Consider the following 25,541-nt stretch of genomic DNA (forward strand, 5'->3'; position numbering starts at 1 on the left):
GGCCTGGCACCTGGTGTCTTTCCGTGAGACGTGGCCATCGCGCCGGTGGCCATAGGGAGTTACGCCGGCCGCGAGCTTAACCGCTGATCAGCTACGGGTTGCGCACGTCGTGACCAAGGTCTCCCGCGACAGCTTTGAATAGCCTGCGACAGTTTTTAATGTCTAAAACCAGGGCCACGCTGATCACCATCTTGCCAAGTATAGATACGTGTTCGGAATCCAATTGCCATTATCATGTGAGTTCGAAGGACGGCCCTCGGTATCCCAGGGTCTCATGAAGCGATCCTCAGCGGATCCAGGGGAGGGGGCATGGCCAAACAAGATGAGATGACGAATCGATCCATCGCGATCCTGATCAATCTGTCTGCGGGCTTGGACGAAGCCGGCATCGAGTGCGGCGATGAGCGCGTGCCGCTCACTGCAAACTTGCGTTTGGCCGCGGCCGCCGGAGCTGCCTCGTTGTCCCAGCGAGCCAAGCGGTCGACGCCGTTCTCGAACCAGACGAGTAGTCCGCATGTGAAGTTGGTCAAGACCGCCGCTAATTGGCTCGACCAGCTCAAAGTGGTCAAAGGGTTCCACGGGGACGTCTCAGCCGCTGAGTTTCTCGGTGTCAGCCAGACTCAGTTCTCCCGCTGGCGTACCGGCAAGGACCTTTTGGACAACTACCACGCCTGGCAGATCGCAGCAGCGTTGAATGTGAACCCAATGGTGGTGATCGGCAGCGTTGGTTTCCACCACTCACGCGACACTGATCGCACCAGGTGGTTGTCCATGCTCTCAACGGTCCTTGATTCGGAACTCCCTGCGGTACCTGCGCAGACGCCGCCAGCGCCAGCCCGGGCAGCTGAGCAGTTCCAGCAGCAGACTCCTGCTCCTAGCAGTACCGGGGGGAACGCTGAGTCGACCGCCCAGGGCAGCAAATGGACAGACGAGGAAGATCAGCGGCTTGTTGCGGGCTACCGTGACGGTTCCGCGATCGACGCCCTGGCCACGGCTCACAGGCGCACGCCCAAGGCCATTTTGCTGCGGCTCAGCAATATGCACCGGTTGATACCGGCCGAGCAGCTTGCGAGCTTGTGCGAGCTCTACGGCGTGAACCTGAGCAGTCCTGGTAACGGCCGCAAGACCGAACAGAAAAAGGGCTCCCAGCGGCAGAGAAGGGGAAAGGCCAAGGAACATGCCCCTACGGTGTTCCTTTGAGCGATCAGGTACCTGACTGGTCAGCTGCTGGCGCTAGGAGTACAGATGTACTCCTTTCGTGCAGGCGGCAGTTTGGGCAGGCCTGCCAGCTTCTGACTTGACCAAATGTGCCATACGAATCACCAGGCACTAACGATGGCACATTTCGGATGGCGCCAGCCCAGTGTTTCCGGGCACGGATTGAAGGTTCGGCAACAGGCACTAGCGATGGCACATTTCGGCGCCATCGGTACAACCGGCAATTGAGGTGTTCTATGAGTACAACCCAACTCCCTGAAGCATCACCCCGGCGAACGCTGCTGCAGCGGATTTTCGGCGCTGGACTGGGGCAGAACCTAATCTCGGTCTGGGTGACTGAGATCGGCAACTACGCCTTTGGCCAGGTGGTCACCGAGACGAAGGTGAAACTCGGTCGATACACGGTGCTGCATTGGAAGACGTACAGAACCCCTGATCTTGATCGAGAAGAATAGGGGGCAGCGGTAAAGCTAGTCGCTGATTGGTACTGGGGATCCCCCCCTCTTGTTCAGTGTGCCTTGCTGGTTTGGGCTTCGTTATCTGCAGGTGTTTCCCATAACGAGTTGACCAGTGAACGCGATAGCGCTGTTGGCCTCGCACCGATTCAATCCTGCTGCTGGCAGAAGCCAGCCAACGGAGATCATGGATGTGCACACCCAACGAACAGGCTTCACGCAGATTGATGGCCAGCTCAATCGAGCTGATCACCGACCGGGACGAGAAGTTCTCTGCTGTCGTAACCAGCATGGGCAGCTATGGCAACAGGTCTTTCCAGGAGGCCTTCAAAGTGCAGTACCCCGAGGACTGGGCGACGATCGAGCGAAGCTACTCCTTGCCCGGGCTCCATTACGGGGAGGTGGGGCGGTGTGTCGATGGGAAATGGACCATGGTTGCGATTGAGCCTTCACCCTTCGCACTGCTGGACGCGCAGTACTGCGACTACCTGCGGAACCCGCCCTTTTAGGTATCGGATGGAATGCTCTGCACTCTGGCCTGGCACGCTGCCCGGCCGCATGAACGCTACACCCACTCCGGCCATGCTTGGCCGGAGTTTTTTAGGCCCAGCAGAAGGGGCGGCCGGCTCGCCCGACGCCGGGAGTCAGCAAAATAAATTGTCGTATAGTTTAATTAATCATTGATGAAGGTTGTCCTATAGTTTAATTTCGGTGTCCTGTAAGTACACAAACCAGGGGAATCGATCCACCTGGCGGGCGCCACACAACTCTTCTAGGACGGCTGCATGCTGATCAAAAAAATCCTCACTCACTTCCACTTCTGCTGCGGCTTGGGCGGTGGTGCCAAAGGCTTCAACCAGGCGAAGCCCATCGTCGGCAACATGCAGGCTGAATGGGAGTGCCTGGGAGGCGTCGACGTTGATCCGGCCGGCCTTGCAGACTTCAAGCGTTTGACCGGTGTTGAGGGCACGCAGTTGGATCTCTTCACTCGCGAGCAGTACATCAGGTTTCACGGCAAGGAGCCGCCAGCCGGATGGAAGGAAGCAACGCCAGATGACATCCGCCGTGCCGCCCAGAACCGCCGGCCCGATACCGTCTTCATCAGCTCCCCATGCAAGGGCGCCAGCGGGTTGTTGTCCGAGAAGATGAGCGCCACCCCCAAGTACCAGGCCTTGAACGAGCTCACCCTGCGTTGCATCTGGCTGATGGCGGAGACCTGGCGCGATGATCCGGTGCCGATGCTGGTATTCGAGAACGTCCCGCGTCTGGCCAACCGCGGCCGGCACCTGCTGGACCAGATTGGCGCCTTGCTAAGCCACTATGGGTACGCTGTCGCCGAAACCACCCATGACTGCGGGGTGATTGGCGGCTTGGCTCAAAGCCGTAAGCGATTCCTGTTGGTGGCTCGCCATGTCGAGAAGGTCCCGCCATTCCTCTACGAACCAGAGAAAAAGAGCCTGCGCTCTGTAGGCGACATCCTCAGCCGCATGCCTCTTGCCGGCGACATCGAGCGAGCCGGACCAATGCACCGGGTGCCAGCTCTGCAATGGAAAACCTGGGTCCGCCTGGCATTGGTCGAGGCGGGGAAAGACTGGCGCAGTCTCAATAACCTGGCGATACAAGATGGATATCTGCGCGACCTGGTCATCGTCCCAGGGTATCGGGCGGGATACATGGGAGTGCATGGCTGGAACGAAAGTATGAGCACGGTGGCTGGACGATCGAACCCAACAAACGGGGCGTTCTCGGTGGCAGACCCGCGTGCCCGGGCCGGCGCCCTGCAGTATCAGCAGTACGGTGTTCGCCGGTGGCAAGACACCAGCGGCGCCATCATTGGCGTCAAGAGCCCAGGGCAAGGCACATTCAGTGTCGCTGATCCCCGAGCGGCGAAGATGCGCACAAATGGCGAACCCTATCTGCCTGGCGGGCACTACGGCGTGGTACCGGTGCAGGGCGCCGCGGGCAGTCAGCATGACGACGGGCGGTGGGACGTTGCCGACACCCATCTCCCAGGCGCTGACGAGAAGCTCACCTGCGTCATCGAGTCGCTCGACGGGACCTGGCACCGGCCATTCACGACCTTGGAGCTGGCGGCGATCCAGAGCCTTTTTGAGCCAGAGGAGCAACTGGAATTGGACGGGTTGAGCGATCAGGCCTGGCGCGAACGGATTGGCAACGCAGTTCCCCCGAAGGCAGCTGAAGCGATCGGCCATGTTATGGGCACCACTTTGCTGCTGGCCGCCCAAGGCGAGACTTTCATGCTGAGCAGCATGCCCATCTGGGTCCGGCCAGTCGCGGTAGGCCTGAGCGTATCTCAGCTGGCGACACAATGATCATGATCGGCCCACGGCACCGGCTAATCCGCGGGTTAGGCGCCAGCGGAGCGGTGCACACTTGGCTGTAGACACTTTCGAGACCGCCGATACAGTGCTGCCACTGATTGGCAAAAACGATGCTGGGTTCGCCTGGCATCTTCACCACGACGTGAAGATCACGTCATCACGATGAGATGTAGAAAATGGATGACAGAAACAACGGCCTTCTGATTGAAGGCTTCGTGCAGGGTTCCTATGACCGCATGTTCGGTGCCGGCAAGGTGGAGGCTCGCCACAACCCGCTCACCAGCTGGTCTCAGGCAACCCTCTCCAATAGTGAACACAACTTCCAGGACACGCACCGCGAGGTAAAGCGTACCTTCGAAGGCTTGCAGCACACGCTCTACAAGGAAGGTGGTAACGATGAACTGCTGACCGATCTGTCTGCAGTCCAGGACCGACTGACCAGCGCTACGACCGTCGACGAACTGGGCACCGCGATCATCGAGTCGCGGCCAGTGCTTGACCAGGCGTTTAACCAGTAAGGCAGGCGCTTGAAGCCCTGGACAGCGTTCAGGGCTTCTCACTGATCGGTGCACGCATGAGCCGTCTCACATGCTTGGCCGAAGGCGTCGCGACGGAAGCACTTCGTCCACGAGGTAAAATAGGAATCCCTAATGGCAACCTTGAACATCCCAGCTGATAAAGCCCACTCCGCGCTCGAACACCTTGCCGACCATTTGCAGAGTGGTCGAAGCGATCCCGCTACCCGCATTGCTGCAGCAAGAGCGCTTGGCATCGCAGGCGGTGCAGAGGCGCTGGAAGCGCTGATGACTTTTCTCCGTGTAAACGGCATGGCACCGACCGAAGTTAGGTCAGCTGCAATGTTGGCAGTCGGCCAAGTGCTTAGCACAGCGGGTAAATCGGGGGGATGAGCTGAGGGGGCCGAGTTGCCCACTGTCTTGACTTCCTCTGGTCGCAGGCGAATACGAAATTTCCCGAAAATAGTTGTCGCATAGTTCAATCTTTGTTGATTTAGATTGTCCTATAGTTTAATGTTGTGGCTCAGTCATTCAACGGACCCGCTGGCCATGAGCCGCTTCAAATTCCTCGGAATCAACGACGACAAATCTCACTGTGAATGTTGCGGCAAGCAGGGTCTCAAGCGCGTGGTTTGGATTGAGGACTGCGAGACCAACGAGATTCGCCACTTCGGCACTACCTGCGCCATGGCGCCGGTAAAGGGGTTCACGCTCGACCTTGAGATCAAGGCGGAAATGCGTCGGCTGGATGAGGTGCAAAAGTCTCGCTTTGCCCGGGCGTACCAATCGTACCGGCAAAAGGGTGGACGTTGTGTGGCCAACCCGGCCAAGCCTGGATACTTCATGTACGCAGATCCAGATCTTTGGAAGGACTGCCTAGCGGCGGCATCGCGCCCCCGTTTCGGACGTGTAGGTCGCCTACGTGCGCATCACCGCACGCTATGCCCAGTCTCCGAGCTGGGCCGAGCCCATAGAAAGACAATCATCAATGACCTGCTGGCGCAGTTGCCGCCAGAGGCCGCACGCCTGCAGGAGGCAAAGCATGAGCATCACTAAGATCACCGAATGCCGCGAGTGCGGTAGCAAGTCCCTGACTTGGCAGACGCACAACAAGAACATCAGCGATGCACAGCACGGCCGTCTGCGCACGAGCGACATTCGTTGCCAGCTGATTTTGGGCTGTGATCAGTGCTCGGAAACCCTGGCCATCATGAGCGCCGACCAGGTAGCTGTATGGCTCACAGAACAAGGACAGGAGCTGGCTGCTCAGCACCAGGGCAGCGATGCCATCCCAACGGCCGCCAGTGCTGGCGAGGTTGAAGAGTCGCTGCTGTGGCTTGACGACTTTGTTGCGCGCTGCAATGGGGATGATCGCGGCTCCTGCGCTGCTGTCGAGACCCTGCGCACTGCCCTGGCCGCCAAGGTGCAGGCCAAGAAGATCAGCGCCGTTGCCTTGCGTGAGGCGATGGAGAACCTGGCGATCAGCGCTTCCGTGGCCGACCTCCCAGCCTTCTTCCTGCCTGCGTCAGTGCGCCAGCAGCCGCTCGTGATGCTGGGCGGTGTGTGCGTGCGTGTTACTTACTCCGGACTCAAGTGGTACCACGAGCAGCTGGTGGATGACCGCTGGGAAGCGCTGGCCGTGGACGAATTCGAATCGCTGTTGGTGGAGGCCCTGGCGAAGGCATGAAACAGATCACACCTGCAGAAAATCTCGTTGTCGGGTCTACGCCGTTCCCCGGTGGTCCAGGCTATGAGGGTCCGTTGACCCTAACGTCTGTCGATGATGTCCGAGGCCTGTTTGAAGGGCTCTGTGCCGTCGTCTCTATCCTTGAGCTTGGCGCTGCCGCCAATGCCGCTTTCGCGGTCACTCCATCTGTCCTGGAGCTACTCAAGCATGTATGTGGCGACGATCCGCGCTTTGCTCGGGTCTCTTGTAACCTGAATGTCGTGGATCGCCTGGACATGATCGATTGCAGCATTTACCGCACCAAAGTACCAGCGCCAACCAAAATGGGATTAAGAGAAGTGATGAGCGTACGCATACTTGGCGTTCCGCTTGTGGTGGTGCTTACCGTGGTGGCAGGTGCATTTGGGGGGCTGATCGGCCATGTACTGACCGGCTGATCATGGGGCGCTGGCCAGCACTGTTGGTTCGAGCTGGCGCCAGCAATGCATCTGTAAATAGGCACATGTGCCTACCGCCGCACTCGCCGCATGCTAGGCACATGTGCCTAGCACCCAGGCCCGCTCATCAAGATGGAGAGCCTACACATGGCCCCGACTCCCCGCAAACCCCGTAATAAACCAACTCAGCTGCAGACCGGTATTCTCCTCGCTGCTGCCGATCTCTCGCGTTACATCTACGACAGAGGCGATGCTGCTGCGTTGCTGAAGCGGCAGGGCTTAGACGATGCAAACTGCTCTGCCCTGGATGAGATGGACAAGGAAGAGTTGCGGATCCTGCGCGATGACTATGGGCTCGCCAGTCTACGTGGCCTGGATTGAATACCTCTCTCACTCTGAAACATGCATCACCACTTCACCAGTTCGAGGACGCCACATATGGCGCAGTACGACACCGAGCGAGGTTGCCCAAAATGCGGTGGCCACGAGGGATACCAGTTCGACCTGGTTGAAAAGCACATCATGGGCGCCGGATGGGGCGAGCCCCCCGTGTCTATCGACAGCGGAATCATCGTGAGCCGAAGCCTGGTCAAGTGCATCGAATGCGGCCATCGGTTCCGCCTGGACACATTGCGTACCCTTGGCGCCATTGGCGGAGAGGTGGATGAGGGCGAAGGGGAATAGCCTCGAACGACGTCACAAGTCTCAACGTGCCCAACCTTCACCTGCAGCTTCAGTCATGGGCATCCCTGCCGATACTTTGTGCTCCTACATCATTTTCGGACCTCGGATCCTTCGCGTGCTCCTACTCATCGCCAAACTCAAACGTTCGTTGACTCCGCGTCAGTACATCCGACTCCTCGACACTCACGATCTCGGCAAGAAGGTGTCCAACCGCCTCATGTCGAAGGTGGGCATCCGAACCGAAGGCAAGGTGGTCATTCGTCCGCCGTTCTACTTCGAACGGGGCAATCTGGAACTGGGGGAGGGCGCCTTCATCAACAGCGGCTGCGTGTTCCTGGACGAGGCACCCATTCGCATCGGCCGGCACGCCATGCTCGGTCCACAGGTGCGCTTGTGCACCACCAGTCACGATGTTCATCCAGAGCGTCGTAAGAGCAACGACTACACCGCACCGATCACAGTAAGCGACAATGCTTGGATCGGGGCCGGGAGTGTGGTGCTTCCAGGTGTCAGCATCGGACACAACAGCGTGGTAGCCGCCAACAGTGTGGTGACCGAGGATGTTCCGCCAAACGCGCTCTATGCTGGGGCGCCGGCACGGTTCAAGAAATGGCTCGTTGTTCCACATGAAGCTTGAGGCATAAGACCGTTCCTCATGCCGGTATGACGAGTTCTTCCCTATGATCACGCAGGCAGATCGAAATGGCGGTCTGCCGATGTCCCTCGATCGCCCAAGCTCAATCCTTGCCATGTGCGGTGCTCCCTGTTGTATAAAACATCGATCGTTGAGAAAAACCCAGGCTTCTCCATCGGTAATTGAGAAATCGCCCTGGTTGACGTGAATGCTGAGCCATGCGCGTTCGGGCTCGCCAGCGAGCGGGGCGTCTTTCTCATCCATTGATGGTGATTTCTCATTTAACGATGTAGTTCTCAAATAGCGATGTGTCTTACACCTGTACTGCCTTGGTTGCCAGGGTTCAGAATGCACGCTCAATCGTTGATAAAGTTAGCGTATAAGACAACATTACCTTTATTTAAGGTTGTCTTATGGTTTAATCTTTTGGCCTGTAGTCATCTACCAGGACAAATCAATGCGTACCTACAAAGGTTCCATCAAGACCGACGTTCAGGGCTCCGAAGTGGAGTTCGAGTTCGAGGTCGAAGACAACGCCACCCAGGCCGAAATCGAATACGAAGCTAAGCAGGCTGCCTTCGAGCACGTGGAGTGGAATTACGCGGAAGTGAAGGGTGCGTAAAGGTGCTCTAGGCCCGCATCGTGCGGGCGAACGTCAGTCTAGGCGCGAGCTTCGCGGCCCCAACCAGATAGGACAGGTGATAGAGATGGATCAGGTATATCCGCGGGAGACGCTTGAGCACAAGCGTGCAGGATTTGAGCAGGGCATCAAGACAATCGCCGTCGAGCGTTTTGGCTACTCGGGCAATGACAACACCTTCTACATGCTGATCGAGCGCAACCGTAATGGCCGCTACGCGGTTGAGTGGGTGCGGGGGGCATGGGAAGGCCTGATGCTGGCGGAACAGCTTCAGGCCAGCGCGTTGGCAGCTGGCATGGGCCCGAAAGCGCTGCAGATCAATTTCCCGGCGGCCGAGCGTGCAAATGTCAGCGATTCCAAGCTCTACAGTCATGCCGAAGTACCGAGCATGGACCGGGCCGACGAAGACTACATCGTGCACCTTACAGTGCGGGCTGCCGACCCTGACCAGGAGCGTCTCCTTGCCGATACCTGCACACGCGCCGTGACATCCGCTCCCAAAGCGCTGGCAGCCATGCACCAGGCATATGCGAAGCTGGACAGCGTCGCCTTCGTATCGGTGGAGGGTGACACCGACGAGGTTAAAAGCGCGTTGCTCGATGCCATGGCCGCTCTCTCTGTTCAGTGATGTTCCTCTCTGCGCCCGGGCGTGAAACACCGCCAGGGCGTGGGTAGAGGTCAGATAAACAGCGCCAGCGCACGCAGAGGACTCAACATGGACCAGCAGCCTAATTGGCGGGTTACCTACCACGATAACGCCGGCCAGGTGGTTATCGTCGAGTGATCGCACCCAGCTACAACTACGCCATCAGCGAGGCGTCATCCAAGGTCTTCAACGTCTACTTCCAATCAGCGAAGCGAATCTAGGTCAGATCCTGAACCACGCATCCCCAGCCATCGAGCTGGGTCGATGGCGTGGAAGCGGCGCGGATTTCGTGTGCGCATCAGGGGTGGAAGATCATGCCGTTGACCTGGAACGTTGCTTATTACTCGGGGATGTCCAGCTCTCAGGACCTGCGGGCCGCCGTTGATGAGGGTGTCCCAGTAGGTGTTGTTGCCACACTGCTGGACACCCTTAAACTCATTCGGACGCTTCCTCGACATTTGGATGCAGGCGGCTCCGTGTTCATCGACTCGGGAGCCTTTTCTGCATTCCAGAAGGGCGAGCTCGTGAGCTGGGAGAAAGTGTTTTTCGCCTACGAATGTGTACTGGCGCGGACAGACTACCCCTGGGCTTTGAGCATCGTGGCGCCGGACGTCATCGGCGATCAGTCGGCAACCCTCGACTTGTGGGCTGTGCACGCCGAGCGCGTTCGCACGTGGATCACGGCCGGCGCTCGTGTGATCATTCCCCTGCAGCGTGGGGAGCTGTCCGCCGGCGTGATGCTGGCGCATGCCAAGCGGATTTTTCAGACCGACCAATTCTGCGCGGGCATTCCGTCCAACCTAGCTGCAATGGGGGCTGAGGACTGTGCAACCCTGCACCATCACGACTTCCACTTGCTGGGGCGAGTAGTGATCAACGCCGAGTTGGGCGATAAACTGCGTGCCCTGCTGATCAACAATCCCAATGCCATTTACACCGCAGATGCAAACTGGCTTAGGTCGCGCATCAAGCAAATCAGCGTCGCTGCTAAGGACTTGCGGCAAGCGCCGCCGGATAACCCATTTGAAACCTCGCGGACCCGTGCGGTACGAGAGATCCTGCGTCAGGATCCGTATCATCAGCAACACGGCCCCTCGGAACTGACTTATGGCACATAACACTGGCACCGCTCAGTGCTCGCACTGTGGCGCTAAGTATCGACTGGTCACAGAGCACAATCGCGATATGCAGCGGCTATGTAAGGCCTGGCTAAGCCGCCACGAGCGGCCGTGTGCCACCAGGACGCCGGAGCAGCGTCGGGCTTGGGCGCAGAAGTACGTAGAGAAGACTTTCACAGAGAGCAGCTTGACGGTCGACCTGGACCACGCAGGGTTTCGAACCCTTTCGTGCAATCATGCAGATGAAATCAGTGATGCGTATCGGCCGGGTCAGCAAACCAAGATCAACACCTGGTGAAATGAACATTGCTGGCTTCTTTATCTGCGAATCGTTCTCCGTTTCTCCACATCCATCCTGGGCACCTAGCAAGGAGAATAGAGCCACCAATGCCTGCGGAGCGTGCGAGCTGGCGAGCTCTCTGGCACAGTGCTGCAGGGTGAGGGGCCATTCTCTCTCTGGTGATAGCGGCACCAGCCATTTGCAAAGGAGCTTCGAGCAGTGAAGAGCGTCGATGTTGTGAGTAAGGCTTGGACAGACACCTATGAAGAAATTGCTGCAAAGGCTCAGCGAGTGCGAGAAGTATTGGAACAGCGAAGTGTCAAGTTGAGGTCTGGCAGTGCGCTTTCGCAGTTGCTCAGCCAGGCGGACAGGCTGAGTCGGGCGTGGGCTGACCAGGTAAAACCGGACGACCGGGTCGTATGGGAAGCGGCGTACGTAAATCGACTTGCTGATGCAGTCACTAATCTGCCAGATGAACAAGGAATTCAAGAGGCTCTAAATCGAATGGCCGGCGGTGTAATGCAGCCTGACGATCGAAGTGATTCCCACCAAGGGAAGGACGCTCTCTGGGAGCTTGTTCTGCTCTCCGACTTGAAAAAACGCGGGTTCACGGCGAGGGCTGCAGAACCAGACATTCAGGTTGACTTCGGCATGGGTGACTACCCGATAGCGTGCAAAAAGATCTGGTCAGAGAATGGGGTCCGAAAGCGTGTAAGCCATGCTGCTAAGCAACTGGCACCGTTCAATAATGGCGGGGTCATTGCTCTCAATCTGGACGAGCTGGTACCTGTAGGGAAAGTGCTTAGCGTACCTACAAAAGCTCATGCTAAGGCTGTCCTCGGCATGTTCAATTTGGACTTTATTGAGCGTCATAGGAGCGCCCTGCAGAACGCTGTCATGGACGGTAAATGCGACGGCTTACTCATTTCGACCACCGCCTTTGCCGTGCTATGGGAGGAGGAAACTTCGGCCTATATCGTTTCGCAAAGCTCTATGTGGCACCTTGAAGATTCGTCGCAAGAGGCCCGCCAACGCTTCCTCGCATTCGGACACACGCAAGGTATGTAGCCAGGAGCCTGCAGCAAGCGGGAGTGCACGGGGAGGACAATATGTCTCCTGTCGGTTCACAACATAGGTGATAGGCCAGAATCCCTGATTTTTTTTGTAGCGAAGGAGACCTTTTCACAGGAAATCTGGGAAAGTCATACTCAGAGATACAAAACTGATCGGCTTGGGACCGGTGTCGCCCAGTGCGACCAAAGTGATAAGCCGAATTAACTTTGGCAGAGCGAAAATTTTCAAAAAATCATTAATAGCTACGAGAGCAAAGGAAGCCTAATACCAATGATCAAGTCACTAAACCGACGCATCGCAAAAAAAATCCACGCGGTGATAATGATGGCCCCTCTGAAGCGCGAAATGATGCGCCTAGGTGTTTGCTGCCTCTTTGCAATTGGTCTGAATATAATCTTGTTTTTTGGTGTTGCCGACGACGGCACTATCAAGCCGTGGGCAGAAAGGCCGTTGAAGTTATTTGCTTCAGCTACACTATTTTTAATCATGGTAAAAGTTGTCCTTCCTCTTCTTGCCTGGACAATTCTAAAGGCAGTGTTGCTAAGTGCAAATAATGCATTCAGCGGAATTCTTGGCTTCTTGGGGAACCAGGTTACAGGCGCTCTGTACTGCACCGGGATTGTCCTGGGATCCATAGTGCTAAAGCAATATAACATCACCGGCATACTGGACGCCGAGCTAGCCTTCATAGCAGCTTGTGTGTTTGTATCCGGGTTCCTGTGGTTCTTTATTTTCCAGTGCGCCATTCAAAACACAATGAATCCGGCTCTGCGTACACCCGCGGTCCCACGCAAGAACATTAAACCGTGAGTGGTTACTGCTGAATCCTCATTCAAGTGCATGCACCTCTCAACCGCCAGGTCCACCTTGGACTCAATACCTTGCGGAGCCCATCGTCGGCCTTGCATAACCGATGCGCTTCACACCTGATCAGTGGACGGAGTTCATCAACGCGGTCGTCGCATTCGCAGCGCCCGAACTGGGGCCGGGCGCTGAAAAAGGCTTCGCGGAATTAGCTGGATTATAAGGTCGGCTTAAGGCCGAAGGATTCTGCTATACGACCGATGATGGTCTTGAGGTCACCTCGAATCTTTAGCGCTTTGAAGTCGATCTCTTCGACCGCCAGGCGCTCAAGGAACCTCCCCATGTCCGCGGCAATGCTTTCGGGCAACTCGATCACCTCTCCAGTCAGCAGGCCCGCGAGGGCCAAGACATCGTTCCGATGCTTCCTGACATTTCGTGAGTCGACCGCTTCTCCGTTCGCCTTGCGCTGAGACAAGTCGAGCCAGGCCTTAGCTTTGAAGGGGATGAGACGATCAGCACTGATGTAGGTCAGCTCCTCGCGCTGATGGCGGCCGGATCGCAACAGCCCGTAATAGTCGTCATCGAGCAGGATTGCGCTCAAGCTCGAAACCGATTCATCGGTGGGGATTGGGGTCAGTGTTGCGTTTTCTACATGCTCCAGGCCTTCAGGTGCACGAGAAAAGAGTTCGATCATGACCGGAAAGGTTTCATCGGAGGGATTCTGGAATCTGTAGAATACGGGCCTGTCACCGCCTCTTTGTTTGATCTCATAGCCTCCGGCTTTTATGAACTCCCAGAACCTGTTTACAAAAGAGGAGTCCAGAGCCTCAATCACGAGCACGATGTCTAGGTCTTTCGTGGCCCTGAAGCTCTCTCCCGCATCTTCCATCGCCAGAGCAGAGGCAACGCCACCGATCAGGACGTAGCTATCGCGGAAATCGCGAAAGTGCTTTGCGAACAAATCTAAACCCTTCACGCTAACCAATTGACCTGCTCCTTAAGTTCATCCAGTGCAATCTGGATACGTTCGTCTGCGTTGTCTTCCAGGCTCAGAAACAGCGACGCTGCATCTGCTATGTATTCTCTTTCTGTGAGCGACGGATACGCCCAGATCTCCACCCACTCTTCGATCGCGTCCACTGCCTCGATCACCTCGAACGCATGGTTCGCCAGCATGTTCTTGAACACATACTTGGTCATGCCCCATACGGCCTGCTTTGGCTCCGCCAGCATCGTGTACTTGGCTAGGGCAGTCTCTCCAGCGATGAACACGCCAGGCATCATGGGGAACGAATTGCGGGTAATACCTATTCTTTTTTTGACGGGGGACCGTAGGTGTTGCTTGGCCTTTTCGAACACCTCTGCAGGCGATCCGTTGAAAGCGTAGGTCTTCCAGGGAAGGTCGCTTTTAGCCGGTGTAATTACGCCCAGCGATGTCAGTTGATCCACTGCCTTCGAGAGGGTCACGCGGCTGTAGCCGAGATCGCCGAGGAGAGCGTTCGTGGTGAAGTAGGCTTCGTCGGCTATCCCGGCATAGAGGCACGAGAGAAGCATGGCTTGGGCCGCGGGGAGGAGGGCGGCTAACTCGCTCTGCTCTCGCCGCTGACGGAAGCTTTCACGCAGGTCCAGCGCCAACTCCGGTATGAACATCTGGAAGCTGGGCTGGATAAAATTGACCTGGTGCATGATCAGGCTGCGGCGGTCTGGAATCGACAAGGACCAGCAGACGTACACCACTACCTGGTTGGTGACGTTGCGCACCAGCTCGATGTGCTTCTGTAGCTTCACGATGCCTGGGTACGCAACATCATCACGGGAAACCAGCAGCATCATGTTGAGCGGCGAACTGTTCCCCATTGGGATGCTCAGCTCGTAGGTCTTGTAGCTGTCTCGGATGGTGTACGGGACCCGGAGTGGCACCGGTGTCATCTGCGCTGCCACACCTAAAATGGACTCAATGTAGGCCTTAGCTTCTTCGTGTAAATTCGGCATGCTCTGGCCTCTTGTTAACTACTTTTTTTCACTGTAAACCACAGTGGTTTACAAGTCAAAAATGAGGTTAACAGGCCAGTGATTACGGGGCTTGCAGCCAAGTCGTGCCCCTCGGTAGTGGCTTCTATTCGTCACACTCTACACTGTGCACTGCACAGTGTAGAGTGTGCGACTGGAGCAGTACCTCCTAGCGACCACGCATGACAATCGCCGGCACGCCGGATAGCAACCAGTTACTCATGCAGTGTGAGCTGATATAGATCTCGAAAGAGATTTGCGAAAACGGCATGAAACGAATTAACTATAATAAGTCATGATTGATTGACATATTAGGCTACATATCTTCTCCCTGGTTACGATGTGAGTGTATCGCGTTTGGGGGGGATGAGTTCATGGCCAAAACAGTCGCCGGCGGAAAAAAAGCTGCAAAAGAGCTTGCAGCTGCTGAGATCCTTGATCAAGTGAGAACGCGAACTAAGCGTCAAGGCAGCGTTGCCGAAACTATGGAGTGAGCGACCAATGGGCATCGTGCATGAAGGATTAGAGGGTTTCGAGCTGGTTTACAGTGTGCAGATCGACAGCGGCCAGATGCTTGAGCTGCTGGTGGACGAGGTCGACTCAGGGGACTGCGTATGGCAAACCACCCTTGCGAGCGGGCAGGTTCTGACCCGTTCCGATCGCTATGAAGATCAAGCCCGGTGTTTGCGTGACGGTCTGAACAGGGTCTTGAAATAGGAGCAATCACCAGGTGCTTCCAAGCGCAGCCATCGAGCTGGGCTCTCTGGTTGTTGAGGTTGCAAATTCAGATGCTGCTGTAGCGTGTAGGCAGCGCGGGCAATCGAGTGGACGAGCGATGGATCTGAATAAAATTGTTGCACAACAGGTGGCACGAGCCGAGGCCTTAATCGCTGTTTACCTTGGTTTGTACGCCGGCAGCATCGACCTCGCCGACTTCAACCCAGGCTCGGTTAAACGGGCAGGGCCAGAGTTCAAACGTTGCGTGCAGCTGATCCAGGATCTCGCTGCCATGCCGGTGGTGAGTCAGACGACAGTCCGCAAGATGGTGGCCGCAGTGGATAGACTTGCCGGTATGGTCCGGGCACCGCAGATGATGGCGCCAACACGCGCTCTTTGGGCTATTGAGGATAGGATTCGTCGCACTCCGCTGGCGCTGGTGCGCCATCTGGCCGCAATTGCAGGGGCCGTAGGAGCGGGTGTCTGGGGGACTATCGACAGGAGTGCAGAAGCGGAAATCGGCGTGGCTCTCGCCGGGGCACTCGTGATGTTGTCTTTTGGCTGCAGCCTGAGCCATCTCCGAGATCCTGATCACACTGTTCCGAAAGGGCTGCTGGCGTTCCTGGCCGTAGGAGCACTGGTGCTCGTGACGAAGGGCGTCCTGTTCACATTCCTGATCTTCGGCGTTATCTCTGCGGGTTTTTTCATCCGTGATATTGCGGTGTGGTGCTCCAAATCGCAGACGGGCGCAGCAGTTACGCGCAATCGTGATGATGAGCTGTTCGGGGATAAGGGCCAAATCTTCACGGTAGAGGAGCTGTACGACATTAGCGGGGGTCCCGGCCCTGCGCATAGCGAATATGGCCTTGCCAAGGACGATGATTGACCGACGTCCCTTGGTTGCAGAGTGGGCGAGCCGGGGCGCCTGCGAGAATGTGTGGCAGCCGCTTGAATAGTGATGAGCTTCATAAAGCTCGGTCTCGATTAGTCTGGGAGTCGAGACCGAGCGGGTAAACCGATCCGTGTTTACTTGCCTTCTCCGTTTGCACGGGCGAGCTGTGCAATGTCCAGTGGTGAACCTTCAGCGAACCCGGCCGGCTGGTAGCACCAGTCTACGACCCAGTCCCGAACATTGCGGCGGGTGAGGGGGCCGTACGCTCGCTTTACGGCCTTGAGGCTGATCAGTCCGCAAATGGGGTTGATGATCCAAAAGCCGATGTGCTTGGCGCAGAGAAAATAGGCTGCGGCGTAAAAAATTGCTGACGCGATGTTCCCGTACATCTCCCGGATTTGAACCATTGGGTAGTAGAACGCAGCTATCGTTGCCAATGCGCAAATCATCACGAGGTGCCACTGGTTCCAGAGCTTAAAAGCCACAAAGCCGGTAATCCACCACTGTTGCCGCTTGTTCATGTCGTCCCATTTCATTTCTCTTTGGTGTCCTTTTGTCTAAGGCCTAGCGGCCAGGACGCAGGATCATATCAATACTGGTGTCTTATCTGTACGCGTTATGTGGTATTTTCTCTCCGGACAGAAATCCATGTGGGGTGATCCGTGGCGACTACAGAAAATAGGATTCGAAAACGAACGATTTACTGGGGAGTAGCGTTGCTCGCCCTGGTTGGTGGGCCGATGGCCTACAAAGGCCTTGGTTTGAGCAACCTGAGAACTGGATACTCCTCTGCGACGCCTGAAGAAATTCAGGCGGTGACCATGGATTCAAAATGCGCGACTCGGCTGCTGGTGAATGCCAACCGAAGCGCGCAGGAAATCCGGGTTAGGGATCTGGACAGGGTCAAGGAGCGCTGCGCGCTAGTTGATCGTCAGTCTGCAGCGTTCGAGGGGGCGGCACCATGATTACGCCCTGCCGGCAGCCCACCACAAATCAGATTCGTCGCAACTATGTAGTTGGCACCGTCTGCATCGCAGCTTTTACAGCGAGCTCGTTCGCATATACGTTGCCCGGCCTCACCGCAAAGGCTGCATCGTTTGTGGTTGGGTACTGGGCAGCACTGCCGTTTGTACACCTAGCTACAGGGCATGGGTTTGGATTCAAGAAAAAGCGGGCAGCAGCCTCAGGCGTAGATGGCCAGGAATGCTGTGACGCTGGTCGCGCAGATGCGGGACCCTCCCAAGCGAAGGATGAGTCAATATGAAAAGAAAACTCAAAAATGATGCACCTGGGTGGAAGACAAACTGGCTCGGTGTCTGTGAGCGTCCCCGCTTCTTCACTATCGTCACGCTCAAAGCGCTGACGATGTTTGTTTTGCTAACTATTTTGAGCCTATTACGCTCCGCAGCAGTGTTAGTAGTGCTTTTGCTACTGGTTTCAGGTATTGGCAAGATTTTCAATTCGGCTGAGTCGTTCTACCCACAAAGTTTGGCGGTCTTAGAGGGACCGTCGGACTATTTCGTGCTGACAGTCATGTGTTTGATCTGGCATGGGATGGTTTGTGATGTATTTTCTGTGCTCCGAAAGTGGCGTCAAAAGAGAAGTCGTAGTCGGAACGAAATTAAAATGAGCTGACCTCGGGGCCTGAGCGCTCGATGGGCGGGGAGGGGGCCGAATCGGTAGTGAATCTCGCGCCCTTTTCAGTCAGTATTCGGCGGGGTTGCCGGCTGAGGATGCTGGGCCCCCAAGAGAGCGGCACCAGGAGCTGAGACACTTGAATACCCAGAAGTTACTCCGTCACTACGAGGCTGCGATCATCGCTGCACCTCGGCGTGTACTGGCTGGCGACACCAGCTGGAAAAAGGACATCACACGTGACGCAGGGGTCTACGTGATTTGGAAGGGAAAAACCCCAGTGTACGTGGGTGAGAGTTCGGCACTTCGCGCCAGGATGAGAGACCTAACGAATTTTAAAAATCATTCATTCGCCAAAAAAACCTGCGCTTTGTTTGGCCTTTGCGCCAGCGACAAAAAGGGCTTGGTCAGCACATATTCGAGCAACTACGAGCTGTCCTTCTGCGCAATCCCGTTTGGGAGAAAGGAAGTCGAGGAGTACTTGATCTTGCGCTGGCGATCAACCCTGTCGAACAAAGAGACAGCACGGCTGCTGGCAGGGCCCCAGTACAGTTGGGTCGTGCCCGCGGCTACCTTCGAGACCGAGACCGGCATAACTGCGGACATCCAGGAGCTGCTGGGCAGCCATGCAAAAGAGCTCGATGGCGAATTGGCGTAAGAGCTATTGACCCTCCCTTGTTCTGTATTTTCGGCAGTCATGAAGGTCTCATGGTTTCGCTGAAATCATAGGATATTCAGTGCTTTACACTTCGCCCCACTGACCCTCCATGTCGTTTGACATTCAGTAAATCTTTCAGGATTATAGTTACGTGTTACGGCCTTTCGGCCGTTATCCGCGACTGTGCATGTCAGCTCAGGCGTTGTCATGGCCCCATCCTGGAGAGTTTGAATGTCGATCCCAACACCGAGTGCCGAAACTTCAGGCCAGGCCGGCAATGATGCTTGCCTGGAGGCGGCGTTGCAGGAATTCCGCGATAAGATCCAGGCCGCTACTGGTCGAGCAGTGCTCCCGCTTGAGTTGGCGGCATTTCGCGCCCAAGTCGCTACTTGCATCGCTCATCGGCAGCCGCGGCTCGTGCAGCTGGGCCTTTGCGACTTTCAAACCCGCTCCGGCCGGGCAACCATGATCGAAGTTACGTTCTGATCCGGCCGGCCACCCAGCGCGTGGTAGTTGCGTTCTAGGCCCCCAAACAACGAACATCGTGACCGAAACCCAGCTGTCAGCCGCAGACCAGGACCTCCAATAGGGGCTCATTGCCGCTGGCGGCTTGATCCAACCCAGCATTTTCACCAGTAAGGCCTGAGGCTTGAACGACCATATCCATCTAGCAGCTGAATACGAACAGCCCCCTAACCGGGAGCTGCCGCATTCTGTTGAAGCCGAGCAGGCCATTCTAGGCGGATTGCTGAATGACCCGCGTGCCTGGGTCCGAGTCTCTGACCTGGTCGTCGTATCTGATTTTTTCCGCGCTGACCATAGGCTCATTTTCAAGGCTATTGCCAGGCTGCTTGAAGAGGGGCAGGCGCTTGATGTCGTCACGGCACAGGAGGCCTTAGAGCGTGCAGGTGAGCTCTCCAATGCAGGTGGCTTGGCCTATCTGAAAGAGCTTTCCGATAACACCCCGTCCGTCGCCAACATCGCGTCCTTTGCTCGCGTAGTCAGCGAGCGTTCGCAGTTCCGGAAGATCATCGGTGTGTGCGAGGAGATCGAGCAGAGCGCCAACTCTCCAGCCGGCCGCTCCGCCGAAGATCTGGTGCATGATGCCGAAGCGAAAATGCTGTCTGTGGCCGGTCAACGGCCGAAGGAGGGCGGTCCGGTTGGCATCGAAACCCTGCTCAGGAAGGCCGTCGAGAAGATCGAAACCGCCCATGAGTCAGGGCTTGAGTCGCTGGGCCAATCGACAGGTTTCGTCGACCTCGATAGCAAACTGAGCCTGTTGCGTCCTGCTGACCTGGTCATCGTGGCCGGCCGGCCATCCATGGGCAAAACCACTTTTGCCATGAACATTGTGGAAGAGGCCGTTCTGCGGTCGGAAAAAGTGGTCGTGGTCTACTCCATGGAGATGCCTGGCGATGCCCTGCTAACGCGCATGCTCTCCTCGATGGGTAGCATTGACCAGTCGCGAGTCCGATCCGGGAAGCTGTTGAACGAGGACTGGACCAAGCTGACCAAGGCTGCCAACGCGCTCAACAAGAACGATCGCTTCTTCATTGACGACACGCCGGCGCTGAGCCCTTCGGAGATGCGTAGCCGCACGCGGAGGCTTCGGCGTGTGCACGGCGAGATAGGCCTGATCATGGTGGATTACCTGCAACTGATGCAGATCCCCGGATACGGCGGTCTCAACCGGACCAACGAGATTTCGGCCATCTCCAGGTCACTCAAGGCTTTGGCCAAGGAATTTGATTGCCCCGTGATTGCTCTCTCGCAGCTCAATCGCTCGGTGGAACAGCGCAAGGATAAGCGCCCGGTGAACTCCGATCTGCGCGAGTCCGGCGCCATCGAGCAAGACGCTGATGTGATCATGTTTGTGTACCGGGATGAGGTGTACAACCCCGACTCCCGGTTTGCTGGCACCGCCGAGATCATCATCGGCAAGCAGCGAGAAGGCCCCACCGGTTTCGTCCGGCTCGGCTTCGAGGGGCGATACACACGCTTCGTCAATTTGGAGCCGGGTACCCACGACTTCACCGATCAAGAAATGGGGGTTGAGAGAATTGACCCCAATCCGCGACTTGGCCGTATGCCTGTCCAGAAGCTCGTAGAAGGGGCTGCGAAGAAGGTTGAGGGGAAGGGCAGGGGGCGGCGCCGAAAAGGCGTGAGAAAGCCCCCGTGAAGCCTCCTGTTACCACTCCACTCGATAGCGCCCCCAACTGACGGAATCAGATGCACATGAACGACGATTACGCACCAGAGCAGCTCGACCTACAGACATCCTCGCTGAAGGTGCCACCGCACTCGATCGAGGCTGAGCAGTCCGTGCTCGGTGGTCTCATGCTCGATAACAACGCCTGGGAGCGCGTGCTCGATCAGGTGTCCGACGGCGATTTCTACCGGCATGATCACCGGCTGATTTTCCGCGCCATCGCCAAGCTGGCGGACCTGAACGAGCCTTTCGACATCGTCACGCTGCACGAGCGTCTGGACAAGGAGGGTCTGAGTAGCCAGGTCGGCGGGCTGGCCTATTTGGCGGAGCTGGCCAAGAACACTCCGTCGGTGGCCAACATCAAGGCCTACGCTGCGATCATCCGGGAGCGGGCGACCCTGCGCCAGCTGATCAGCATCAGCACGGACATCGCAGACAGTGCTTTCAATCCGGAAGGGCGGAATGCTGCGGAGATCCTGGACGAGGCCGAACGGCAGATTTTCCAGATCGCTGAAGCCCGGCCGAAAACTGGCGGCCCGGTAGGTGTCAAAGACCTGTTGACCATGGCCATCGACCGCATCGACACGCTGTTCAACTCCGACAGCGACATCACCGGTGTGTCGACCGGCTTCACCGACCTAGATGAGAAGACCAGCGGCCTTCAGGCGGCCGACCTGATTATCGTGGCCGGCCGGCCATCGATGGGCAAGACCACCTTCGCCATGAACCTGGTGGAGAACGCTGTGCTGCGGTCCGAGAAGGCGGTGCTGGTGTTCTCGCTCGAAATGCCAGGTGAATCGCTGATCATGCGTATGCTGTCGTCGCTCGGCCGCATCGACCAGACCAAGGTGCGATCTGGCCAGCTGGACGATGATGACTGGCCGCGACTGACTTCCGCGGTGAACCTGCTCAACAACCGCAAGCTGTTCATCGACGACACCGCCGGCATCAGCCCCTCGGAAATGCGAGCACGCACACGCCGCCTGGCCCGTGAGCACGGCGAGATTGGCATGATCATGGTTGACTACCTGCAGCTGATGCAGATCCCGGGCTCTGCCGGCGACAACAGGACCAATGAGATTTCCGAGATCTCCCGTTCCCTCAAGGCGCTGGCCAAGGAATTCAACTGCCCTGTCATCGCCCTGTCGCAGCTGAACCGCTCCCTGGAGCAGCGCCCGAACAAGCGCCCGGTGAACTCCGACTTGCGTGAATCCGGTGCGATCGAGCAGGACGCCGACGTGATCATGTTCGTGTACCGGGATGAGGTGTATCACCCCGAGACCGAGCACAAGGGCGTGGCGGAGATCATCATCGGCAAGCAGCGTAACGGTCCGATCGGCTTTGTCCGGCTGGCGTTCATTGGCAAGTACACCCGTTTCGAGAACCTGGCGCCGGGCATGTACAACTTCGACGATGATGAGTGATGACGACGTAAGCGGGTAAGGGGAGGTCCAGCGCAGTCATGTGCTGCTGCCTTCATACTCGCTGTTGAGCATCTCCTAGGTACGAAGCCTACATCCTCCTGGAGATGCCACATGCACAACCTCAACGTATCCGAACTGACCTGGCCACAACAGGTTGCTCTCGACGACTACGTGATCTACACGCAGCGCCTTCCTTGCGAGCCTGTCGCTGCTGAGCAGTGGTTGGAGCGGAAGCGAAAAGACTTCATTGAGCACATCATGCACATCAACGAGCAGGCCAGTTATACCGCTTTCCTTGCCCGCCTGATCAAAGAAACGCCTTCTCCCGCCGCACGGGCCGCTGAACTGGCTGCTCGCCAGTGAGCCCGCGGCTGCTGGTCCTGGTCTCGATCAAGGGAAAACCCCGGCTGACAGATGTTCAGGGTCTTTTCCGGTTAGCCATCACCGCACGCAGCTCTGACGAGTACCCCTGTTGTGTGATCAGCTTTCAGTAAACGCATCACCCACCCCGGCCAAGGCTGGGGTTTTTTATGTTTGGCCTGCTCTGGTTACCCGGACTGGGGCCTTGGCGGGCGGTCAACTGTTTGTGCGAGCAGCTATCAGTGAAAAAGCAGCTCTCTCCTCACGCGATACGTTTGCATCATAGTGTCTTCATTTACCAGTATTACGCGTACGTGTTACGATTCAGTTACGAGCATCATGCGCAACATACACCGCGCTTGCTGATGTCGAGAGACTGATCGACTTGGCGTCAACACCCGTTGAAGGAATTTACCGATGAATGAGTTCGCCAATTGGAAGCAGGCGGTCGTGGAAGCTGTAGCAAGTAAGGGTCGGATCCCCTGCGAGATCGCAGCGAAGGTTGCCGAGGACAATTGCTCTGTCCTCCAGCATGCTTGGGGCCTGCAGCTCGATGTCAACGTGGCTGCAGCAAGGGTCATCGAATCTGAGCAAAAGGCGGCTATTGAACAGCACAAGGCCGGCCTGACTACGATCTGTCGGATCGCGCCGTGGATACTCCTGACTTCCGGAGGCATGGCAGTGATTGCTAAGGCGTTCCATCCCCTGGCCGGCACTCCATTCGCGGCGATCGAGTCACTTGCAGTTTTTGCGGGTGGCACGGGGGCCCTTTGCGCTCTGTGCTTCTACGCAGCTGCTCGACTCAAACTGGACGAGTTTAAGAAAGCTGAAGAAAAACTCTAATATCAGCTCCTTGGTACGGGGCTACCCGTACTAAGTTCGAGGAGACCCCGATGAAGCATACACGTATACGGCTAAACCCTAATGGCTCTTGGCTACCCCTTACCATACTCTTTTTGGTATTGGCTGTTGCTGTAGCCGGCGTGATTGCTACGCATGTTCGATACGGCTAAAGCTGTGGCCCTCACCAGACACAACGAAGGTTGAGGAAAACGCTGCCCAAGTACACGCCAAGCCCAGCCATCGAGCTGGGCAGCGGCATTAGAAGGGGCGATGTTCGAGCCCAGGACATAATCAGGAACGCTGCATGCCAAATACCAATGTACTGAGCGACGTAGGCCCAAGCTGGTGCACCTTTCTTCCCGAGGTTGATCGCTGGGCTACAGAGCTTGCAGCGCTGGCCAGAGCTGATATGCAGGGCCAGATTGAAGCCCTTGTATGGCCCTATCGCCTTCGCGGTGACGAGTATCTTTCTGTTGATATGAAAGGGGCAGAAGGCGGTGACGTGTCGCTTACCTTCGGGATTGGCGGTGTTGATGTCACTGAGTACGACTTTGACAACCTTGCTGGTAACACGTGCTTCAACGTCCCTGACATGACCGAGGCTTTGAGCATGACGGTCGTACTGATGGAGAAGCTTTCTGCCACTGTCATTCTGCTCAATCGGAAGCGGTAGGAATCTGTATGCCTTGGTTACAAGCGGATGACACCACCACCGATCCAGTCGAAGGCGAGGTTAGCAACGCAGTAGCTGCATACAAGATGGCCTTGGTGATGACGCATTACCGGAACTGGGCACATCGGCTTGCCTGCTGGGCGCGGGGCCGTGAAGCGCTTCGGCGTGAAGTTGTTTTGAGCAACACGAAGAAACATGCTCAAGAAGTGGTTTGCAGATCGCTCGCGCATCGCGCAGCCCTGAAGAAAATCGTCAAATCGCAGCCGAGCGACATTGCCGAAAAAGACAATCTGCTTTCACTTTTGGCTGGCAGCTTAGAATCATAGAGAACCGCCTAGGTATGCCCAAGCCCAGCCCCGTTTCAGCTGCGATTCCTGAACCTCCCCAACGAAAGGAAACCGACATGTTGAATTTCATTACAGATCAGCTGCCAGGAGAGCCGGATTTGTTTACCACTGGGAAGCACCTGGACTTAGAAATCCGTTCTCTCGCCGGCAACGTGCTGGCAAAGGTGACAGCCCCGGCATCCGGCTGGACGCATGAGCAGCTGTCGGCTGTTGCCCGGGAGCAGGAAGCTGTTACCCGGGACGGCGCCGATGGCTACCTTGGTGGCCAGTGGCTCGGCAGCACCGAAGTCTGATGTAGGAGAGTCACGCTCAAGCTCAGCATGCTGGGCCAGGGCTGTAGAAGCAGGGCGTCTTTCACGTCCAATTACCAGGGGGCATCTCGCATTGGTCCATTCAGGAGAAGCGAAATTGGAGGTAGCTCAAAAAGGTGCCTTGCGGTTTTACGCATGGGCGGCTTGGCTTGGTGCTGTGGCGTGGTTCGTCAGCAAGCTCGCTGCATACTCAGCGGCACATGGTGGCACCGACCAGAGCTGGTTTTTTATCAATGTCTTCGGGGTCATAGCCTTGGCCCCAAAGTGTCGCTGCGAGATACAGGTCGGGCGGTAACCGGAATGCGCAACTTGCCATAAAGAGTCGACTCGCGTTATACGGCGGTATTTGGTGGCTTTTGCTGGTTACCGGCATCTTTGGCGTATACGCGTAATTCAACTAGGAGAATCAGACCATGACCACCACGCTGACTGTCCTGTATGTATATCACTGCGCTCAGTGCGGCAATGACGGCAAGCTCCAGCTAGAAGAGACTGCACCCGAAGTGTCGACGGTGTGCTCTGGGTGTGGTGCAGAGGTGATGGCAGAATGGGATGGCGGTGTAGAGCTGGTCGTAAATCCGACCGAATAACGAAATTCCCCCGCTTCAACACAAGCCCAGAGTACGGCTCCATGATTAGGCAGGAGAATATATGCAGTCTAATAATCATCCCGCTGCGCCTGACAGCTTTGAGCGTTCCCGCTTGGCGGACCTGATCGCGCTGCATCAGGCAATCGCAGCTCTCGGCCAGGCACCTGACTACATGGCAGTGATTGAGCAGCGTTCGGCGCTGTATGACCGCGTGCGTACCCTCCATCCTACCCTGGTAAGTGCCGAGGAATGTTCTGCCCTGAACCTGCTGATTGGATCGATGGCCGAGACGCGCAAGGAAACTCTCGGCCTCTAAATCCTCAAACCCCTCATCATGT

At 56.8% G+C, this 25,541-nt stretch carries 35 protein-coding genes; 31 read left to right on the forward strand and 4 right to left on the reverse strand.

What is annotated here, in order from left to right; translation table 11 throughout:
- The first annotated feature begins 309 nt into the window (after positions 1-309).
- The 17 genes from ACIP1G_RS16215 to ACIP1G_RS16295 all read left to right on the forward strand — a co-directional run bounded on the left by ACIP1G_RS16215 (position 310) and on the right by ACIP1G_RS16295 (position 12,540).
- On the forward strand, positions 310-1,200 hold the full coding sequence (locus ACIP1G_RS16215; RefSeq protein ID WP_181131310.1) for a hypothetical protein: 891 nt from the start codon (positions 310-312) through the stop codon (positions 1,198-1,200).
- 254 nt (positions 1,201-1,454) lie between these two features.
- Positions 1,455-1,673, forward strand: a complete 219-nt coding sequence (locus ACIP1G_RS16220) for a hypothetical protein (RefSeq protein ID WP_060514650.1) — start codon at positions 1,455-1,457, stop codon at positions 1,671-1,673.
- Positions 1,674-1,864: 191 nt separating this feature from the next.
- The gene (locus tag ACIP1G_RS16225) at positions 1,865-2,182 is read left to right on the forward strand and encodes a hypothetical protein (protein ID WP_181131311.1); all 318 of its coding nucleotides are present in this window, start codon (positions 1,865-1,867) and stop codon (positions 2,180-2,182) included.
- Between the two features lie 276 nt (positions 2,183-2,458).
- On the forward strand, positions 2,459-4,006 hold the full coding sequence (locus ACIP1G_RS16230; protein WP_181131312.1) for a DNA cytosine methyltransferase: 1,548 nt from the start codon (positions 2,459-2,461) through the stop codon (positions 4,004-4,006).
- A 185-nt stretch (positions 4,007-4,191) separates the two neighbouring features.
- Positions 4,192-4,533 carry a hypothetical protein gene (locus tag ACIP1G_RS16235; protein ID WP_060514653.1) on the forward strand — a complete coding sequence of 114 codons (342 nt, stop codon included), beginning with the start codon at positions 4,192-4,194 and terminating at the stop codon, positions 4,531-4,533.
- A gap of 132 nt (positions 4,534-4,665) precedes the next feature.
- On the forward strand, positions 4,666-4,923 hold the full coding sequence (locus ACIP1G_RS16240) for a hypothetical protein (RefSeq protein WP_060514654.1): 258 nt from the start codon (positions 4,666-4,668) through the stop codon (positions 4,921-4,923).
- A gap of 156 nt (positions 4,924-5,079) precedes the next feature.
- The gene (locus tag ACIP1G_RS16245; protein ID WP_181131313.1) at positions 5,080-5,586 is read left to right on the forward strand and encodes a hypothetical protein; all 507 of its coding nucleotides are present in this window, start codon (positions 5,080-5,082) and stop codon (positions 5,584-5,586) included.
- On the forward strand, positions 5,573-6,217 hold the full coding sequence (locus ACIP1G_RS16250) for a hypothetical protein (protein WP_181131314.1): 645 nt from the start codon (positions 5,573-5,575) through the stop codon (positions 6,215-6,217). The genes ACIP1G_RS16245 and ACIP1G_RS16250 overlap by 14 nt, the downstream gene beginning before the upstream one ends.
- Entirely contained in the window at positions 6,214-6,654 is a 441-nt protein-coding gene (locus tag ACIP1G_RS16255; protein ID WP_181131315.1) for a hypothetical protein, read from the forward strand. Before ACIP1G_RS16250 ends, ACIP1G_RS16255 begins: the two co-directional genes overlap by 4 nt.
- Positions 6,655-6,801: 147 nt before the next feature.
- A complete protein-coding gene (locus ACIP1G_RS16260; RefSeq protein WP_060514660.1) occupies positions 6,802-7,035 on the forward strand; it encodes a hypothetical protein in 234 nt (77 codons plus the stop codon).
- Positions 7,036-7,092: 57 nt separating this feature from the next.
- Positions 7,093-7,338, forward strand: a complete 246-nt coding sequence (locus ACIP1G_RS16265) for a hypothetical protein (RefSeq protein ID WP_060514661.1) — start codon at positions 7,093-7,095, stop codon at positions 7,336-7,338.
- Positions 7,339-7,453: 115 nt separating this feature from the next.
- A complete protein-coding gene (locus tag ACIP1G_RS16270; RefSeq protein WP_256213739.1) occupies positions 7,454-7,975 on the forward strand; it encodes a DapH/DapD/GlmU-related protein in 522 nt (173 codons plus the stop codon).
- 454 nt (positions 7,976-8,429) lie between these two features.
- Entirely contained in the window at positions 8,430-8,594 is a 165-nt protein-coding gene (locus tag ACIP1G_RS16275) for a hypothetical protein (protein ID WP_155741805.1), read from the forward strand.
- Positions 8,595-8,679: 85 nt separating this feature from the next.
- A complete protein-coding gene (locus ACIP1G_RS16280; RefSeq protein ID WP_258197973.1) occupies positions 8,680-9,240 on the forward strand; it encodes a hypothetical protein in 561 nt (186 codons plus the stop codon).
- A 332-nt stretch (positions 9,241-9,572) separates the two neighbouring features.
- Entirely contained in the window at positions 9,573-10,376 is an 804-nt protein-coding gene (locus ACIP1G_RS16285) for a hypothetical protein (RefSeq protein WP_258197974.1), read from the forward strand.
- Positions 10,377-10,875: 499 nt separating this feature from the next.
- The gene (locus ACIP1G_RS16290; RefSeq protein WP_181131316.1) at positions 10,876-11,724 is read left to right on the forward strand and encodes a hypothetical protein; all 849 of its coding nucleotides are present in this window, start codon (positions 10,876-10,878) and stop codon (positions 11,722-11,724) included.
- A 276-nt stretch (positions 11,725-12,000) separates the two neighbouring features.
- Positions 12,001-12,540, forward strand: coding sequence for a hypothetical protein (locus ACIP1G_RS16295; RefSeq protein WP_181131317.1), 540 nt, complete (start codon positions 12,001-12,003; stop codon positions 12,538-12,540).
- Between the two features lie 211 nt (positions 12,541-12,751).
- Here the strand turns inward: ACIP1G_RS16295 and ACIP1G_RS16300 are convergent, their stop codons facing one another.
- Positions 12,752-13,510, reverse strand: coding sequence for a hypothetical protein (locus tag ACIP1G_RS16300; protein ID WP_308813334.1), 759 nt, complete (start codon positions 13,508-13,510; stop codon positions 12,752-12,754).
- Positions 13,507-14,526, reverse strand: coding sequence for a hypothetical protein (locus ACIP1G_RS16305; protein WP_181131319.1), 1,020 nt, complete (start codon positions 14,524-14,526; stop codon positions 13,507-13,509). The genes ACIP1G_RS16300 and ACIP1G_RS16305 overlap by 4 nt, the downstream gene beginning before the upstream one ends.
- Before the next feature lie 519 nt (positions 14,527-15,045).
- On the opposite strand from ACIP1G_RS16305, the gene ACIP1G_RS16310 reads away from it, so the two are divergent.
- Positions 15,046-15,261 (forward strand): hypothetical protein, encoded by a 216-nt coding sequence (locus tag ACIP1G_RS16310; RefSeq protein WP_181131320.1) that lies wholly within the window; start codon positions 15,046-15,048, stop codon positions 15,259-15,261.
- Positions 15,262-15,379: 118 nt separating this feature from the next.
- Entirely contained in the window at positions 15,380-16,147 is a 768-nt protein-coding gene (locus ACIP1G_RS16315; RefSeq protein ID WP_181131321.1) for a hypothetical protein, read from the forward strand.
- 140 nt (positions 16,148-16,287) lie between these two features.
- Here the strand turns inward: ACIP1G_RS16315 and ACIP1G_RS16320 are convergent, their stop codons facing one another.
- Complete coding sequence (locus tag ACIP1G_RS16320; RefSeq protein ID WP_060514669.1) at positions 16,288-16,689, reverse strand: hypothetical protein; 402 nt, start codon at positions 16,687-16,689, stop codon at positions 16,288-16,290.
- A gap of 180 nt (positions 16,690-16,869) precedes the next feature.
- On the opposite strand from ACIP1G_RS16320, the gene ACIP1G_RS16325 reads away from it, so the two are divergent.
- The 3 genes from ACIP1G_RS16325 (at position 16,870) to ACIP1G_RS16335 (ending at position 18,446) form a co-directional block, all read left to right on the forward strand.
- Positions 16,870-17,118 carry a hypothetical protein gene (locus ACIP1G_RS16325; protein WP_177335362.1) on the forward strand — a complete coding sequence of 83 codons (249 nt, stop codon included), beginning with the start codon at positions 16,870-16,872 and terminating at the stop codon, positions 17,116-17,118.
- A gap of 295 nt (positions 17,119-17,413) precedes the next feature.
- On the forward strand, positions 17,414-17,788 hold the full coding sequence (locus ACIP1G_RS16330) for a hypothetical protein (RefSeq protein WP_181131323.1): 375 nt from the start codon (positions 17,414-17,416) through the stop codon (positions 17,786-17,788).
- A 139-nt stretch (positions 17,789-17,927) separates the two neighbouring features.
- Positions 17,928-18,446, forward strand: a complete 519-nt coding sequence (locus ACIP1G_RS16335; protein ID WP_181131324.1) for a hypothetical protein — start codon at positions 17,928-17,930, stop codon at positions 18,444-18,446.
- A 261-nt stretch (positions 18,447-18,707) separates the two neighbouring features.
- On the opposite strand, the gene ACIP1G_RS16340 is transcribed toward ACIP1G_RS16335, so the two are convergent.
- Entirely contained in the window at positions 18,708-18,890 is a 183-nt protein-coding gene (locus ACIP1G_RS16340; RefSeq protein WP_181131325.1) for a hypothetical protein, read from the reverse strand.
- A 205-nt stretch (positions 18,891-19,095) separates the two neighbouring features.
- On the opposite strand from ACIP1G_RS16340, the gene dnaB (ACIP1G_RS16345) reads away from it, so the two are divergent.
- The 9 genes from dnaB (ACIP1G_RS16345) (at position 19,096) to ACIP1G_RS16385 (ending at position 25,519) form a co-directional block, all read left to right on the forward strand.
- Complete coding sequence (gene dnaB / locus ACIP1G_RS16345) at positions 19,096-20,625, forward strand: replicative DNA helicase (RefSeq protein ID WP_181131326.1); 1,530 nt, start codon at positions 19,096-19,098, stop codon at positions 20,623-20,625.
- Between the two features lie 56 nt (positions 20,626-20,681).
- Positions 20,682-22,079, forward strand: a complete 1,398-nt coding sequence (gene dnaB / locus ACIP1G_RS16350) for a replicative DNA helicase (RefSeq protein WP_060514675.1) — start codon at positions 20,682-20,684, stop codon at positions 22,077-22,079.
- A gap of 111 nt (positions 22,080-22,190) precedes the next feature.
- Positions 22,191-22,442: a hypothetical protein gene (locus ACIP1G_RS16355; protein WP_060514676.1), complete on the forward strand. Its 252-nt coding sequence runs from the start codon at positions 22,191-22,193 to the stop codon at positions 22,440-22,442.
- Between the two features lie 414 nt (positions 22,443-22,856).
- On the forward strand, positions 22,857-23,282 hold the full coding sequence (locus tag ACIP1G_RS16360; RefSeq protein WP_181131327.1) for a hypothetical protein: 426 nt from the start codon (positions 22,857-22,859) through the stop codon (positions 23,280-23,282).
- 304 nt (positions 23,283-23,586) lie between these two features.
- The gene (locus tag ACIP1G_RS16365; protein WP_181131328.1) at positions 23,587-23,955 is read left to right on the forward strand and encodes a hypothetical protein; all 369 of its coding nucleotides are present in this window, start codon (positions 23,587-23,589) and stop codon (positions 23,953-23,955) included.
- A gap of 8 nt (positions 23,956-23,963) precedes the next feature.
- Positions 23,964-24,281, forward strand: a complete 318-nt coding sequence (locus tag ACIP1G_RS16370) for a hypothetical protein (protein WP_181131329.1) — start codon at positions 23,964-23,966, stop codon at positions 24,279-24,281.
- Positions 24,282-24,358: 77 nt separating this feature from the next.
- The gene (locus ACIP1G_RS16375; RefSeq protein ID WP_181131330.1) at positions 24,359-24,595 is read left to right on the forward strand and encodes a hypothetical protein; all 237 of its coding nucleotides are present in this window, start codon (positions 24,359-24,361) and stop codon (positions 24,593-24,595) included.
- 431 nt (positions 24,596-25,026) lie between these two features.
- Positions 25,027-25,203 carry a zinc ribbon domain-containing protein gene (locus ACIP1G_RS16380; RefSeq protein ID WP_181131331.1) on the forward strand — a complete coding sequence of 59 codons (177 nt, stop codon included), beginning with the start codon at positions 25,027-25,029 and terminating at the stop codon, positions 25,201-25,203.
- 61 nt (positions 25,204-25,264) lie between these two features.
- The gene (locus ACIP1G_RS16385) at positions 25,265-25,519 is read left to right on the forward strand and encodes a hypothetical protein (protein ID WP_181131332.1); all 255 of its coding nucleotides are present in this window, start codon (positions 25,265-25,267) and stop codon (positions 25,517-25,519) included.
- The last annotated feature ends 22 nt before the right edge of the window (positions 25,520-25,541 follow it).

This window comes from Pseudomonas sp. NPDC089392 (assembly GCF_044749595.1).
GTDB lineage: Bacteria > Pseudomonadota > Gammaproteobacteria > Pseudomonadales > Pseudomonadaceae > Aquipseudomonas.